Origin of the sequence: Pseudomonas linyingensis, assembly GCF_900109175.1 — a bacterium.
Taxonomy (GTDB): domain Bacteria; phylum Pseudomonadota; class Gammaproteobacteria; order Pseudomonadales; family Pseudomonadaceae; genus Geopseudomonas; species Geopseudomonas linyingensis.
In genome coordinates this window covers 207,818-222,615 of record NZ_FNZE01000004.1, presented here as the reverse complement: position 1 = coordinate 222,615, position 14,798 = coordinate 207,818, and the positions used below count along the sequence as shown (strand labels likewise).

The 14,798-nt window shown below is 67.1% G+C and carries 13 protein-coding genes; 6 read left to right on the top strand and 7 right to left on the bottom strand.

Annotation, left to right across the window (positions count from 1 at the left end; genetic code table 11):
• Positions 1–2: 2 nt before the first annotated feature.
• The 7 genes from BMZ19_RS06925 to gshB all read right to left on the bottom strand — a co-directional run bounded on the left by BMZ19_RS06925 (position 3) and on the right by gshB (position 5,840).
• Positions 3–1,274 carry a dihydroorotase gene (locus BMZ19_RS06925; RefSeq protein WP_090308862.1) on the bottom strand — a complete coding sequence of 424 codons (1,272 nt, stop codon included), beginning with the start codon at positions 1,272–1,274 and terminating at the stop codon, positions 3–5.
• Positions 1,271–2,275, bottom strand: a complete 1,005-nt coding sequence (locus BMZ19_RS06920; protein WP_090308859.1) for an aspartate carbamoyltransferase catalytic subunit — start codon at positions 2,273–2,275, stop codon at positions 1,271–1,273. Before BMZ19_RS06920 ends, BMZ19_RS06925 begins: the two co-directional genes overlap by 4 nt.
• Before the next feature lie 11 nt (positions 2,276–2,286).
• Positions 2,287–2,802, bottom strand: coding sequence for a bifunctional pyr operon transcriptional regulator/uracil phosphoribosyltransferase PyrR (pyrR, locus tag BMZ19_RS06915; protein ID WP_090308856.1), 516 nt, complete (start codon positions 2,800–2,802; stop codon positions 2,287–2,289).
• A gap of 17 nt (positions 2,803–2,819) precedes the next feature.
• Positions 2,820–3,254: a Holliday junction resolvase RuvX gene (gene ruvX / locus BMZ19_RS06910; RefSeq protein ID WP_090308853.1), complete on the bottom strand. Its 435-nt coding sequence runs from the start codon at positions 3,252–3,254 to the stop codon at positions 2,820–2,822.
• Positions 3,251–3,820, bottom strand: coding sequence for a YqgE/AlgH family protein (locus BMZ19_RS06905; RefSeq protein WP_090308850.1), 570 nt, complete (start codon positions 3,818–3,820; stop codon positions 3,251–3,253). The genes ruvX and BMZ19_RS06905 overlap by 4 nt, the downstream gene beginning before the upstream one ends.
• Before the next feature lie 76 nt (positions 3,821–3,896).
• Positions 3,897–4,790 (bottom strand): energy transducer TonB, encoded by an 894-nt coding sequence (locus BMZ19_RS06900; protein WP_090308847.1) that lies wholly within the window; start codon positions 4,788–4,790, stop codon positions 3,897–3,899.
• 90 nt (positions 4,791–4,880) lie between these two features.
• A complete protein-coding gene (gshB, locus tag BMZ19_RS06895; RefSeq protein ID WP_090308844.1) occupies positions 4,881–5,840 on the bottom strand; it encodes a glutathione synthase in 960 nt (319 codons plus the stop codon).
• 241 nt (positions 5,841–6,081) lie between these two features.
• On the opposite strand from gshB, the gene pilG reads away from it, so the two are divergent.
• The 6 genes from pilG to BMZ19_RS22520 all read left to right on the top strand — a co-directional run.
• Positions 6,082–6,492, top strand: coding sequence for a twitching motility response regulator PilG (pilG, locus tag BMZ19_RS06890; protein WP_090308842.1), 411 nt, complete (start codon positions 6,082–6,084; stop codon positions 6,490–6,492).
• A 46-nt stretch (positions 6,493–6,538) separates the two neighbouring features.
• Complete coding sequence (pilH, locus tag BMZ19_RS06885) at positions 6,539–6,904, top strand: twitching motility response regulator PilH (protein WP_090308839.1); 366 nt, start codon at positions 6,539–6,541, stop codon at positions 6,902–6,904.
• Positions 6,905–6,950: 46 nt separating this feature from the next.
• The gene (locus BMZ19_RS06880; protein ID WP_090308836.1) at positions 6,951–7,487 is read left to right on the top strand and encodes a chemotaxis protein CheW; all 537 of its coding nucleotides are present in this window, start codon (positions 6,951–6,953) and stop codon (positions 7,485–7,487) included.
• Between the two features lie 87 nt (positions 7,488–7,574).
• Positions 7,575–9,623 carry a methyl-accepting chemotaxis protein gene (locus BMZ19_RS06875; RefSeq protein ID WP_090308833.1) on the top strand — a complete coding sequence of 683 codons (2,049 nt, stop codon included), beginning with the start codon at positions 7,575–7,577 and terminating at the stop codon, positions 9,621–9,623.
• A gap of 62 nt (positions 9,624–9,685) precedes the next feature.
• Positions 9,686–10,549 (top strand): CheR family methyltransferase, encoded by an 864-nt coding sequence (locus tag BMZ19_RS06870; RefSeq protein ID WP_090308831.1) that lies wholly within the window; start codon positions 9,686–9,688, stop codon positions 10,547–10,549.
• A 24-nt stretch (positions 10,550–10,573) separates the two neighbouring features.
• Positions 10,574–14,798, top strand: a 4,225-nt coding sequence (locus BMZ19_RS22520; protein ID WP_212633203.1) for an Hpt domain-containing protein, incomplete at its 3' end; no start/stop codon positions are given.

The window sequence follows — 14,798 nt, the reverse complement described above, 5'->3', positions numbered from 1 at the left end:
GATCAGGCCTGGTGGCTGATCCGCCCGCCGAGCAGGGTATAGCGTACCGCGCCCGGCAGGCAGTGGCCGAGGAACGGGCTGTTGCCGCCGCGCGACAGCCAGCGCTCGCCGGCCAGGGTCTGCGCCTGGGCATCGAACAGCACCAGGTCGGCATTCTGGCCGACGGCCAGCTGGCCGGCCGGCAAGCGCAGGGCCGTGGCCGGGCCGCAGGTCAGGCGTGCCAGCAGGGTCGGCAGGTCGAGCAGGCCGTCCTCGACCAGGCTCAGGGCCAGCGGCAGCAGCAGCTCGACGCTGCTGATGCCCGGCTCGGTGGCGCCGAACGGCGCCAGCTTGGCATCCGCCTCGTGGGGCTGGTGGTGGCTGGCGATGGCCTGCACCACGCCGCTCTGCACCGCCGCGCGCAGGGCGTCACGATCGCCGCGCGAGCGCAGCGGCGGTTGCACGTGGTACAGGCTGGAGAAGCCGGCCAGCGCCTCGTCGGTGAGGATCAGCTGGTACAGCGCGACGTCGGCGCTCACCGGCAGGCCGCGGGCCTGGGCGGCGGCGATCATCTCCACGCCGCGGGCGCTGGTCAGCTGGCTGAAGTGGGCGCGTACGCCGCTCTGCTCGACCAGCAGCAGGTTGCGCGCCAGGGCCACGGTTTCCGCGGTTTCCGGAATGCCCGGCAGGCCGAGGAAGCTGGCGGTCGGACCCTCGTGGGCCAGGCCGCCTTCGGCGAGGTCCGGGTCTTGGGAGTGGAACACCACGGTGAGGTCGAAGGTGGCGGCGTATTCCAGGGCGCGGCGCAGCACGCGGCTGTTGGCCATCGGCGCCAGACCGTTGGCGAAGGCGACGCAGCCGGCGTCGCGCAGGGCCACCAGCTCGGCCAGCTGCTCGCCGTCGAGGCCCTTGCTCAGCGCGCCGATGGGGAACACGCGGGCATGGCCGGCGGCCGCGGCGCGGTCGAGGATCAGTTCGGCGACCGCGGTGGTGTCCAGCACCGGCTTGGTCTGCGGCGGGCAGCACAGGCTGGTGACACCGCCGGCGGCGGCGGCGCGGGTTTCGCTGGCGATGCTGCCCTTGCGGGTGTAGCCCGGCTCGCGCAGGCTCACCGCCAGGTCGACCAGGCCGGGAGCGGCGATCAGGCCGTGGGCGGCGATCTGCTGCTCGGCGTCGAAGTCGGCCGGAGCCGCGCCGAGGGCGGCGATGCGCCCGCCGTCGATGTGGATGTCGCCGATCTGGTCGAGGCCGCTGGCCGGGTCGATCAGGCGGGCGCCGTGGATGCTGAGTTTCACTGGGCGTCTCCCTGTTCGAGCTGGCGCTGGGTCTGCTGGCCGCTCATGGCCATGGACAGCACGGCCATGCGGATGGCGATGCCGTAGGTTACCTGGTTGAGGATCACCGACTGGGGGCCGTCGGCCACCGCCGATTCGATTTCCACGCCGCGGTTGATCGGCCCGGGGTGCATGACGATGGCATCCGGCTTGGCCAGCGCCAGGCGCTGCTCGGTGAGGCCGTAGAGGCGGTAGAACTCGCCTTCGCTGGGCAGCAGGCCACCCTGCATGCGCTCGCGCTGCAGGCGCAGCATGATCACCACGTCGACATCCTTGAGGCCTTCGGCCAGGTCGGTGTAGGCGCGCACGCCATACTGCTCGACGCCGACCGGCAGCAGCGACTTCGGCGCGATGACGCGGATGTCCGGGCAGCCTAGGGTCTTCAGCGCCAGCATGTTGGAGCGCGCCACCCGCGAGTGCAGGATGTCGCCGACGATGGCCACCGAGAGGTTCTCGAAGCTGCCCTTGTGGCGGCGGATGGTCAGCATGTCGAGCATGCCCTGGGTGGGGTGGGCGTGGCGGCCGTCGCCGCCGTTGATCACCGCCACATGCGGGCAGACGTGCTCGGCGATGAAGTGTGCGGCACCGGAGTCGGCATGGCGCACGACGAACATGTCGGCGGCCATCGCCTCGAGGTTGCGCAGGGTGTCGGTCAGTGTCTCGCCCTTGCTGGTCGAGGAGGTCGACACGTTGAGGGTGATCACGTCGGCGGACAGGCGCTTGGCCGCCAACTCGAAGGTGGTGCGGGTGCGCGTGGAGTTCTCGAAGAACACGTTGCACACGGTCTTGCCGCGCAGCAGCGGCACCTTCTTCACGGCACGCGCACCGACTTCGAGGAAGGAGTCGGCGGTGTCGAGGATCTCGGTGAGCAGCTCGCGGGGCAGGCCGTCGAGCGACAGGAAGTGGCGCAGCTGGCCCTGGTCGTTGAGCTGCAATGGGCGCTTGGCGTCGGTTGGCGTCATCGCGGAAATTCTCAGTGGGAGGCGGCGAGGGTCTGCAGCTCGAGGCCGAGCGGTGCGGGACCGTGCAATTTTACCCGCTGGTCGGGGGCCAGCGACAGGGTGGCGCCGAGCACGTCGGCACGGATCGGCAGTTCGCGGGCGTCGAGGTCGAGCAGGCAGACCAGGGTCACGCTGGCCGGGCGGCCATAGTCGAACAGCGCGTTGAGGGCGGCGCGCACGGTGCGCCCGCTCATCAGCACGTCGTCGATCAGCACCAGGTGCTGACCCTCGACCTCGAACGGCAGTTCGGAGGGGCGCACCTGCGGGTGCAGGCCGTGCTGGCTGAAGTCGTCGCGATAGAAGGATACGTTGAGAACGCCCAGCGGTGCATCGCGCTGGCCAAGCTGCTCGAGCAGGGCGCTGGCCACCCACACGCCGCCGGTATGGATGCCGATGAAGCGGGGATCGTGGATGCCGCGGCGGGCGAGGTGGGCGCGCAGGTCGGCGGCCATCTGCGCCAGCAGGGCGGCGGGGTCGGGCAGGGTCATGGGCACTCCTCGGACAGTCAAAGCGGGTGGGCGGGTTGCTGCTCGAGCCAGCCCTGCAGCAGCAGGGCGGCGGCCAGCGCATCCACCGGGCGTTCACGATAGCCGCCGCGCTGGCCCTGGGCCAGGCGCTGGCCCTTGGCCTCGTAGGTGGTCAGGCGCTCGTCGTGGGTGAACACCGGCAAGTTGAAGCGGCCGTTGAGGCGGCGGGCGAACTTCTCGGCGCGCGCGCTCATCTCGCTGGGCGTGCCGTCCATGTTCAGCGGCAGGCCGACGACGATGGCGTCCGGTTGCCACTCCTGGATCAGCTTCTCGATCTGTATCCAGTCGGGCACGCCGTTCTGCGCCTTGAGCACGCACAGCTCGCGGGCCTGGCCGGTGATCGCCTGGCCGACGGCGACGCCGATCTGCTTGCTGCCGTAGTCGAAGCCGAGGAGCAGGCGCGGCGCACTCATGCGTGGCCGGCCTGGCTGGTCAGCAGGCTGAGATCGATGCCCAGCGGGGCGGCGGCGCGCTGCAGGCGCTGTTCGACGTCGACGTCGAACAGCACGGCCGGGTCGGCCGGGCAGGTCAGCCAGGCATTGTCGATCAGCTCGGCCTCCAGCTGGCCGGCCTCCCAGCCGGCGTAGCCGAGGGCGATCAGGTGGCGTGGCGGGCCGCTGCCGTCGGCGATCGCCAGCAGCACGTCCTGGGAGGTGGACAGCGCCAGCTCGCCGAGTTCGAGAGTGGCCTGGTAGCTCCACTCGCGTGGATGCAGGACGAAACCGCGGTCGGTGTGCACCGGACCGCCGGCGTAGATCGGCAGCTGGCGGCAGCGCTCGTCCGGCTCGGCTTCCGGCTGCAGCTGCTCGAGCACGTCGGCCAGACTGAGGCCGCTGCTGCGGTTGATCACCAGGCCCATGGCGCCGTGCTGGTTGTGCTCGACCAGATAGATCACCGTGTGGGCGAAATTGGGGTCGGCCATGTGCGGCATGGCGATCAGGAAATGATGCTTGAGGTAGCTGGGGGTTGTGCTTTTCATGAGCCCTAGTTTCGGCTGTGGCGGCGGTCACCGCAAGGGTGGCGCAGCGACCGTGCCCCGCCGGGGTGCACTGGGCTCAGAAGCTGCCCAGGCGGTCGCCGCGTTCGAAGCGCCAGGTGCGGATGATTTCCAGCACGTCGACATCGCTGAGGTCGCCGCTGAACGGCGCGAACGGTGCCGACAGGCGCACGATGCGCAGGGCGGCCTGGTCGAGGATGGTGTGGCCGGAGGACTCGAGGACCTGGACCTCGCGCAGGGTGCCGTCGCGATTGATCGAAACCAGCAGGCGCAGGCTGCCGTAGAGACGCTCGCGGCGTGCGGCATCGGGATAGTTCAGGTTGCCGACCCGCTCGACCTTGCGCCGCCACTCCTCCTTGTACCAGGCGCCCTTGTCGCGCATGGTCGAGGCGGCGTTGAGGCGGTGGATGCGCGGACGCTTGGCGTACAGCTGCTGTTCGTGGCTGAGCTGTGCCTCGAGGCTGGCGATCTCGGCGGACAGTTGACTGCTGTCGAACTCCGGAGCCGCTTGGGTCGGCTGCGGCGGGCGCGGCGCCGGTGCCTTGGTGCTGGTCTTGTCGGGTTGCGCTGCACGGCTGGCGACGGCGGCACGGGTTGGCTGCGGCGGCGGGCTGGCCTTCGGTCGGGCTGGCGGTTCGACGCGGCGGATCTCGCTGTCCTGGAAGGGCGCCAGCTCGGTGGTCTTCGGCGTCGCCTTGTGCTCCAGGCTGCCGCTGCCCTGCTGGTCATGCTGGGCGAGGAAGTCGGCCTGCTTCGGCGCTTCGGCACTCTTGAAGCTGGCGAGGGTGACGTCGAGCGTCTTGCTCACCATGTTCGGTTCGGGCAGGGCGAAGCTGACCCCGAGCAGCAGGGCCAGATGCACGGCTGCGGTGAGGAACAGGGTGAAACCCAGGCGATCCGCCGGGCGCACGCCGGCGGAGGGGGGTATGGCGGTTTGGACGGCTGCGTTCATCGGTTGGCGCACGGCAGAGAATCGGCGCAGTCTGCCGCCGGCTCAGGCAAAAGTCCATGAAGCACTCCGCGCCTTGACGCTTTGCCTGGCTCAGTTCCGGCGTTCGGCAAGTTTGCCGGCAATCGTCTCCATCAATTGGCCGGCGATGTCGGTGTTGAAGGCAGCATCGATCTCGCGGATGCAGGTCGGGCTGGTCACGTTGATCTCGGTGAGGTGCTCGCCGATCACGTCGAGACCGACGAACAGCAGGCCCTTCTCGCGCAGGGTCGGGCCGACTTGGGCGGCGATCCAGCGGTCGCGCTCGCTCAGTGGCCGGGCTTCGCCGCGGCCGCCGGCGGCGAGGTTGCCGCGGGTTTCGCCGTGCGCCGGGATGCGCGCCAGGCAGTAGGGCACCGGCTCGCCGTCGATCATCAGGATGCGCTTGTCGCCGTCCTTGATTGCCGGCAGGTAGCGCTGGGCCATGATCTGCCGGGTGCCGTGATTGGTCAGGGTCTCGAGGATCACCGACAGGTTGGGGTCGCCGTGGCGGTGGTGGAAGATCGAGGAGCCGCCCATGCCGTCCAGGGGTTTGAGAATGATGTCACGCTGTTCGGCGGCGAACTCGCGCAGAATGTCGACCCGCCGGCTCACCAGGGTCGGCGGCGTGCAGTGCGGAAACTGCGTGGCGAACAGCTTCTCGTTGCAGTCACGCAGGCTCTGCGGGCGGTTCACCACCAGCAGCCCCTCGCGCTCGGCCTGCTCGAGCAGGTGGGTGCAATAGAGGAACTCGTTGTCGAAGGGCGGATCCTTGCGCATCAGGACCACATCCAGCTCGTGCAGTGCCAGGTCCTGTTCGTCATCAAGATGGAACCAGTGCTTGGGATCATGGAAGACCTGCAGCGAACGCCCGCGGGCGCGGACCTGGCCGTCGCGCAGGTAGAGGTCGTGCTGCTCCATGTAGTACAGCGACCAGCCGCGGGCCTGGGCGGCCAGCAGCATGGCCAGCGAGCTGTCCTTCTTGAAGGCAATGCGACCGATGGGGTCCATGATGATGCCCAGGCGAACGCTCATAGGGGAAATCCTCCACAACGAAACCACGGCTTGGCAGCCGTACAAAGCGATTAGCGGTCGCCCAAGGTGGCCGCGAGTTTGTTTTGAGTCAAGGAAAAACCTTGCGCATCCGGGGTTTATGGCTTGCCGCCGGAGAGTGTGCTAAAAAGCCCCGACGATCAGGTTGCAGCCCGTGGGTGGCCGCGCCGCAAGCGTTGGGTGATGGACAATAACGACTCACCGAGGCAATGGTAGGGCAGACATGGAACAACATTCCGATAGCTTGAAAGTCATGGTGATCGACGATTCGAAAACGATTCGTCGTACCGCCGAAACGCTGCTGAAGAAAGTGGGTTGTGACGTCATCACAGCTGTCGACGGCTTCGATGCCTTGGCCAAGATTGCCGATTCGCATCCGAGCATCATCTTCGTCGACATCATGATGCCGCGCCTGGACGGCTACCAAACCTGCGCCCTGATCAAGAATAATAGTGCGTTCAAATCTACGCCGGTGATCATGCTGTCCTCCAAGGACGGTCTGTTCGACAAGGCCAAGGGGCGCATCGTCGGCTCCGACCAGTATCTGACCAAGCCCTTCAGCAAGGAAGAACTGCTCGGCGCCATCAAGACGCACGTTCCAGGCTTTGTGCCGGTGGAGCAAGCAACCACCTGACGTCCGGCCGTCCGGCTGCCGACGCGTGCCTTTATTGGGGGATTTCATGGCTCGAATTCTGATTGTTGATGACTCGCCAACCGAGATGTACAAGCTGACCGCCATGCTCGAAAAGCATGGTCATCAGATTCTCAAGGCGGAAAACGGTGCCGACGGCGTTGCCCTGGCGCGCCAGGAAAAGCCCGATGTGGTGCTGATGGATGTGGTCATGCCGGGGCTCAACGGCTTCCAGGCCACCCGCCAGCTGACCAAGGATCCGGAAACCGGTCACATTCCGGTGATCATTGTCACCACCAAGGATCAGGAAACCGATAAGGTCTGGGGCAAGCGCCAAGGCGCTCGCGACTACCTGACCAAGCCGATCGATGAAGAAACCCTGTTGAAGACCATCAGCGCCGTCCAGGCCGGCTGAGCGTTGGAGCGGGCGCGATAATCCTAACCAGAAGGCCAGGGCCGGCATGTCCGATGTCATCACACCTTTCCAGCGACTGCTCGAAATCGATCAGCTTTGTCGGCGCTATTCTGCGGGTTTGCCAGCCCGGCAGGAGGTAGCGCAGAGCTGGAGTGGCATCGGCTTTCGCATGGGCTCGCGACTGTTCGTCGCGCCCATGGGCGAGGTCAGCGAAGTCCTCCACGAGCCCCGTTACACCCTGCTGCCCGGCGTCAAGGGCTGGGTCAAGGGGGTGGCCAACGTGCGCGGGCGGCTGCTGCCGATCATGGACCTGTGTGGTTTTCTGGGGGGCGAACTGTCCCCGTTGCGCAAGCAGCGGCGGGTGCTGGTAGTCGAGCACGACAAGGTCTTTGCCGGCCTGGTGGTCGACGAAGTGTTCGGCATGCAGCACTTTTCCGTGGAAGCCTTCGCCGAGCAGCTGCCACCGCTCGAAGCCTCCATTCAGCCTCTCATTCATGGCGTTTTCCTGCGCGAGCGACCCTGGCTGGTATTCAGCCCGCACGCGCTGGCCAGGGAGCAGGCATTCCTCGATGTAGCCGTATAACTAGATCTACTGGCCGGGACGCTGTTGCCGTCCTGTGGTGTTACTTGGGAACAGTTTAGTGTGGTAGGTCCAGGCGGGGGCCAGACGATGAAAAAACTTAACGCGGGCAATTTGTTCACCGGCATGAGCAGCAGCCGATTGATCGGCGGGCTGTTTGCCGTCCTGATCGTTTCCGTGGTGTTGCTGTTTGCCAACTTCGCATACCTCAACCAGCAGGCCGAGCATGACAAGCAGTACATCGGCCATGCCGGCGAGCTGCGCCTGCTGTCGCAGGGTATCGCGAAGAACGCCATCGAGGCGGCGGCGGGCAAGTCCGAGGCGTTCGCTCTGCTGAGCAGCGAGCGTGAGGATTTCCAGCTGCGCTGGAACTGGCTGACCGAAGGCAACGCGGAGACCGGCCTGCCGGCCAGCCCGGAGGCGGTATCGGCGAGCATGGCCGTCCTGGGCGACGAGTGGACGCGTCTGCGCAGTAGTGCCGACGCCATTCTGGCCAGCCAGCAGACCGTGCTTTCGCTGCACCAGGTGGCCGAGACCCTGGCCGAAACCATTCCCCAGCTGCAGGCCGAATACGAGGAAGTGGTAGACATCCTCCTCGAGAACGGTGCCTCGGCCGACCAGGTCGCCGTGGCCCAGCGCCAGACCCTGCTCGCCGAACGTATCCTCGCGGCAGTGAACAAGGTACTGGCCGGTGCCGAAGACTCGGTGCAGGCCGCCGACAGCTTCGGCCGCGACGCCAGCCTGTTCGGCCGCGTCCTGAAGGGCATGCTCGAAGGCAACCCGGCGATGTCGATCTCCAAGGTGACCGACGCCGAGGCCATCAGCCGTCTGAGCGAAATCTCCGAGCTGTTCTCCTTCGTTTCCGGTTCGGTGGACGAGATTCTGGAAACCTCGCCGCAGCTGTTCCAGGTGCGCGAGTCCGCCAACAACATCTTCGGCGTGTCGCAGAAGGTGCTGGAGCAAACCACCCAGCTGAGCACCGACTTCGAAAACCTGGCCGACGGCCGCGCCTTCAACACCCTGGCCGGTTACCTGCTGGGTCTGCTGGCTCTGGCCTCGATCATGCTGATGGCGCTGGTCCTGGTGCGTGATACCCGTGGTCGCCTGGCCGAAACCGCCGAGAAAAACGACCGCAACCAGACCGCGATTCTGCGTCTGCTCGACGAGATCGGCGACCTCGCCGACGGTGACCTGACCGTACAGGCCACGGTAACCGAGGACTTCACCGGTGCCATCGCCGACTCGATCAACTACTCCATCGACCAGCTGCGCGACCTGGTAGAGACCATCAACCAGACCGCCGTGCAGGTGGCGGGCGCCGCCCAGGAAACCCAGGCCACCGCCATGCACCTGGCCGAGGCTTCCGAGCACCAGGCCCAGGAGATTGCCGGTGCCTCCGCGGCAATCAACGAAATGGCCGTGTCAATCGACCAGGTATCGGCCAATGCCGCCGAATCCACCGCGGTAGCGGAACGTTCGGTAGCCATCGCCAACAAGGGCAACGAGGTGGTACAGAACACCATCGCCGGCATGGACAACATCCGCGAGCAGATCCAGGACACCTCCAAGCGGATCAAGCGCCTCGGTGAATCGTCCCAGGAGATCGGTGACATCGTTAGCCTGATCAACGACATTGCCGACCAGACCAACATCCTGGCACTGAACGCGGCGATCCAGGCCTCCATGGCCGGTGACGCCGGCCGCGGCTTCGCCGTGGTAGCGGACGAGGTACAGCGCCTTGCAGAACGTTCCTCGGCGGCGACCAAGCAGATCGAGGCACTGGTGAAGACCATTCAGACCGACACCAACGAGGCGGTTATCTCGATGGAGCAGACCACCACCGAGGTGGTGCGTGGTGCCCGTCTGGCGCAGGACGCCGGTGTGGCCCTGGAAGAGATCGAGAAGGTATCGCGCAGCCTCGCCGCGCTGATCCAGAACATCTCCAACGCCGCCCGCCAGCAATCCTCCTCGGCCGGTCATATCTCCAACACCATGTACGTGATTCAGGAGATCACCACCCAGACCTCGTCCGGTACCACCGCGACGGCGCGCAGCATCGGCACCCTGGCCAAGATGGCCAGCGACATGCGCAAGTCGGTATCCGGTTTCACCCTGCCCGAAGAGCGCGAGCAGGCCTGAGGCCATGGAGCGCGGCAGCCTGAAAGGGCTGCCGCCGGACGAGCATCCACGAGGGGCGCGGCATGCAGCCAAGCGCGGTCTGGGCGATGAAGCCGCTGCCCGATATCACGGCAGCGGAATTCCGCGCCTGGCAGGAATTGCTGGAAACGCGTAGCGGCATCGTGCTCAACGAGCAGCGCCGCGCGTTTCTGCAGACCATTCTGGCGACTCGTCTGCGCGAGCTGGAGCTGGGCAGCTATGCCAGCTACTACCAGCAGGTGACCGCCGGGCCGCGTGGCGCCGTCGAGTGGTCGCACCTGATGGACCACCTGACCGTGCAGGAAACCCGCTTCTTCCGCCATCCGGCGTCGTTCGAGCATCTTGCCGGCTACCTGCGCGGGCGGCTGCTGGCGAGCCCGGATGAGCGTGCCTGGCAGTTGTGGAGCGTCGGTTGTTCCACCGGCGAGGAGGTCTATTCGCTGGCGCTGCTGGCTGCCGAGGTGCAGCGCGAGGCTGGGCTGGATGGGCGTTTCGGCGTCACTGGTACCGATCTCAGTCTCAGCGCCCTGGAGCGTGCCAGAGCCGCCTGCTACAACCCGCGGCGGGTGGGTGAGCTGGCGCCGGAGCTGCTCGAACGCTATTTCCAGACGCAGGACGATGGCCGCCTCACGGTGTGCGATGCCCTGCGTGAGCGAGTCTGTTTTTCCCGTCTGAATGTGCTCGATCTGGCGCGTGCGCCGCAGCGCGGCATGGACGTCATTTTCTGTCAGAACCTGCTGATCTACTTCCGACGCTGGCGCCGGCGCGAGATTCTCTCGCGCCTGGTCGAGCGTCTGGCGCCTGGCGGGCTGCTGGTGATCGGAGTCGGCGAAGTGGCCGACTGGAGTCACCCGCAGCTGCAGCCGGTCGCCGATGAGCAGGTGCTGGCTTTTACCCGAAAGGGGTAACCATGATCAATGTTTGGAGTCGCTATGGGTGATCGGCACGACTATGTCGCCCTGGAGTGGGTCAAGGGCGAAATCGCGGAGACCCTGAAGCAGGCCCGCCAGGCCCTTGAGGCATTCGTCGAAAGCCCGCAGGACCTGACGCGCCTGCGGTTTTGCCTGAACTACATCCATCAGGTGCAGGGCACCCTGCAGATGGTCGAGTTCTACGGCGCCGCCCTGCTGGCCGAAGAAATGGAGCAGCTGCTCCAGGCGTTGATCGAAGGACGCGCCAGCACCCAGGGCGATGGCTTGCCGGTGCTGATGCAGGCGATCCTGCAGCTGCCGGTCTATCTCGAGCGGATCCAGAGCGCGCGCCGCGATCTGCCGCTGGTGGTGCTGCCGCTGCTCAATGACCTGCGTGCCGCGCGCAGCGAAAGTCTGCTGTCGGAAACCAGCCTGTTCGCCCCCGACCTGTCGGTACGCCCGGCGGCTCTGCCACAGGCCACCCTCGAGCGTCTGGAACGCGCCGGTCTGCCGGCGCTGCTGCGCAAGCTGCGGCAGATGCTGCAGGTGGCGCTGGTCGGCTACATGCGCAACCAGGAGCCGGCAACCCAGCTGACCTACCTGGCCAAGGTGTTCGCCAAGCTGGAAAGCCTGTGCACCGCTGCGCCGATCACCCCCCTGTGGTCGGTGGCCGCCGGCGTGGTCGAGGGCCTGAGCGGTGACAGCATCCCGGCCAGCAACACGGTGCGCACCCTGTTGCGCGAGGTCGACCGCGAGCTCAAGCGCCTGGTCGACGAGGGCGTTGCCGCGCTCAATCAGCCGGCCCCCGACCAGCTGCTGAAGAACCTGCTGTTCTACGTGGCCAAGAGTCCGAGCGAGGACGGCCGCATTGCCGAACTGAAGACGCGCTTCCAGCTGGCCGAGGCGATGCCCGACAGCCGGGTGGTGGACGAGGAGCGGGCCCGCATGGCCGGCCCCGATCGCGACGCCATGCGCTCGGTGGTCGGTGCCCTGTGCGAGGAGCTGGTGCGGGTCAAGGACAGCCTGGACCTGTTCGTGCGCAGCGATCGCCGCCAGTTGACCGACCTCGGCGTCCTGCAGGCGCCGCTCAAGCAGATTGCCGACACCCTGGGCGTGCTCGGCTTCGGCCCGCAACGCAAGGTGATTGCCGATCAGCTGGACATGATCGGTCACCTGATCGGCGGGCAGCAGCAGCCCAATGACGCGGTGCTGATGGATGTCGCCGGGGCCCTGCTGTTCGTCGAGGCGACCCTGTCCGGCATGGTCGGTCCGGCGGAAGGCGAGCGGGCGGAAGACAACCTGCTGCCGACCACCGACGTGGGGCAGATCCACCAGCTGGTGATCAAGGAAGCGCGCAACGGGCTCGAGCAGTCCAAGGACGCGATCATCGAGTTCATCGGCTCGCAGTGGAACCACGAGCATCTGGCCCGCGTGCCGGAGTTGCTGACCCAGGTGCGCGGCGGTCTCGGCATCATCCCGCTGCCCCGCGCGGCGGCGCTGCTGGACGCCTGCTGCCGCTACATCCGCGAGCAGTTGCTGGTGCGTCAGACGGTGCCCAGCTGGCAGAGCCTGGATACCCTGGCCGATGCCATCACCAGCGTCGAATACTACCTCGAGCGGATTGCCGAAGATCATGCCAGCCAGGGCGACCTGATCCTCGATGTCGCCGAGGAAAGCCTGGCGGCGCTGGGCTATGGCCTGAAGCCGACGCGCTCGATTCTCGATGTGCCGAGCGAGGTGCTGGTGACGGCCGAGCCGGCGAGCCCGACGGTTGTCGCGCCGGTTCCGGCGCTGGAGCTGATCGCGCCGGCGCCAAGCGTCGAACAGCGCGATACGCACTCCTTCGATGCGGCGGACGAGACCGCCCGTCTGTCGATGCCGGCTGCCGAGGCCGTACCTGCCGAGCAGTCCGACGTCGTGCCCGAGGCGGTTGCCGAAGCCGAGCTGCCGGCCGAGCCACCACTCGCTCCGCTCGAGGCCGTCGCGGCCCCGCTCGCCAGCGCAGCCGAAGCCGAAGCCGAAGCCGAGCCTGCGGTCGTGCTGACCCTGGCCGAAGTGATGGCCAGCCCGGTGGCGGCGATCAATCCGCCGGCCCAGGATGCGCCCCCCCAGCTGTTGCCGCCGCCGGCCGACGAAGAGCCGGTGGACGAAGACTTGCAGGAGGTGTTCGTCGAGGAAGCCGGCGAGGTGCTCGAGACCCTCAACGAATACCTGCCGCAGTGGTCCGCCGATACCGGCAACCGCGAGGCGCTCACCGAAGTACGCCGGGCCTTCCACACCCTCAAGGGCAGTGGCCGCATGGTCCGTGCCCTGGTGGTTGGCGAGCTGGCCTGGTCGATCGAGAACATGCTCAACCGGGTCATTGATCGCAGCATCCAGGCTGACGCGCCGCTGCTGCAGTTGATCCGCGAGGTGGTCGACCTCCTGCCGGCGCTGGTCGAGGAGTATGCCGGCAAGACCCAGCGCCAGCGCGACGATGTCGACCAGCTGGCGGCGGCGGCCCACGCGCTGTCCAACGGGCAGCCGTTGCCGCGCGCCGCCATGGCCGAACCGGCACTGCCGCCGGTGGCTGCCCCCGTGGCCGACAACGCCAACTGCAACGACGATGAGCTGCTCGATCCGCAGCTGCTGGAGGTCTTCTGCACCGAAGCCGAAGCGCATCTCGAGGCGCTGGCGCACTTCCTCGCCGCCTGCGATCGCGAGCTGCCACAGCCGGTCACCGACGAACTGCAGCGCGCCCTGCACACCCTCAAGGGCAGCGCCTACATGGCCGGCATCCTGCCGATCGCCGAAGTGGCGGCGCCCCTGGAGAAGCTGGCCAAGGAGTTCAAGACCAATCTGATTCCCTTCGGTCTGGCTGCCGCCGAACTTCTGCGCGATGCCGAAAGGATGCTGCAGCACGGCCTGCAGCAGCTCGGTCGCGCGCCTCTGGCCAGTCTGCCCGATAGCGCGGCCTTGCTGGAGAGGGTGCAGCAGTTGCATCAGGAGCAGCTGGATGCCGCCGAAGCCAGCTGGCGCAACCACGACAACCGCGATCCCAAGCTGATCAGCCAGTTCCTCGCCGACGGCATGGATATCCTGCTGGACGCCGACGACCTGCTGGCGCGCTGGCGCCTGCATCCGGCCGCGCACGTGGAGCTGGATGCCCTGCGTGACGAACTGGCCACTCTGGCCCACGGCGCACGACAGGCCGACCTGCCGCAGGTCGACCTGCTCTGTGCCGCTCTGCTGGCTACCTACAACGCGGTGGGCGAAACGCGCCTGGCCGTTGACGAGGCCTTCTTCCGCGAAGCCGAGGCCGCCCACGAAGCGCTGATCGGCATGATGGATCAGGTGGCCGCCGGTCTCGAGGTGAGCTCGCAGCCGGAGCGTGTGCAGGCCCTCTACCAGCTGCTGAGCAATGCCGCGGCGAAGGCGGAAGCGGAAGCCCGTGCAGCCGCAGAGGCCAGGGCGGAAGCCGAAGCCCGTGCAGCCGCAGAGGCCAGGGCGGAAACCGAGGCCCGCGCAGCCGCGGAGGCCAGGGCGGAAGCCGAAGCCCATGCAGCCGCAGAGGCCAGGGCGGAAGCCGAGGCCCGCGCAGCCGAAGAGGCCAGGGCGGAAGCCGAAGCCAGGGCTGCCGCAGAAGCTGAACTGGCGTTCGTATTCGATGCCGAACCCGGGCTTGAGTCCGAGGTGGAGCCAGCCGCTTTCGAAATCATCGAAGCCGTCGAGACTGTCGCGCCGCTCCCCGATATCCCGGCTACGCCGGTGGCAACGTTCGAGCAGGCTGTCGGCGAGGATGCACCCGATGCGGAAATGGTCGAGATATTCCTCGAGGAAGCCAGTGACATCCTCGACAGTGCCGCCGAAGCCCTCGAGCACTGGCTGGCCGAGCCGCAGGCGCGCTCGTCTCTGGCCTCGCTGCAGCGCGACCTGCACACCCTCAAGGGGGGGGCACGGATGGCCGGCGTGCGTGCCATCGGCGATCTGGCCCATGAGCTGGAGTCGATCTACGAGGGCCTGACCGATGGCCGCTTTGCCATGGCGGCGGCCTTTGCCAGCCTGCTGCATGAAGGCCACGATCTGCTGGCCCGTCAGGTGGAGGAGTTGCAGCTGGGGCTGCCACTGACCGCCGCAGGCGTCCTTCTCGAGCAGATGCGTGCGCTGCGCCAGGGGAATGCGCCGGAGTTGCCTGCGCCAGCCATCCAGCCAGATCCTGAAGCCGAAGCCGAAGCCGAAGCCGAAGCCGAAGCCGAAGCCGAAGCCG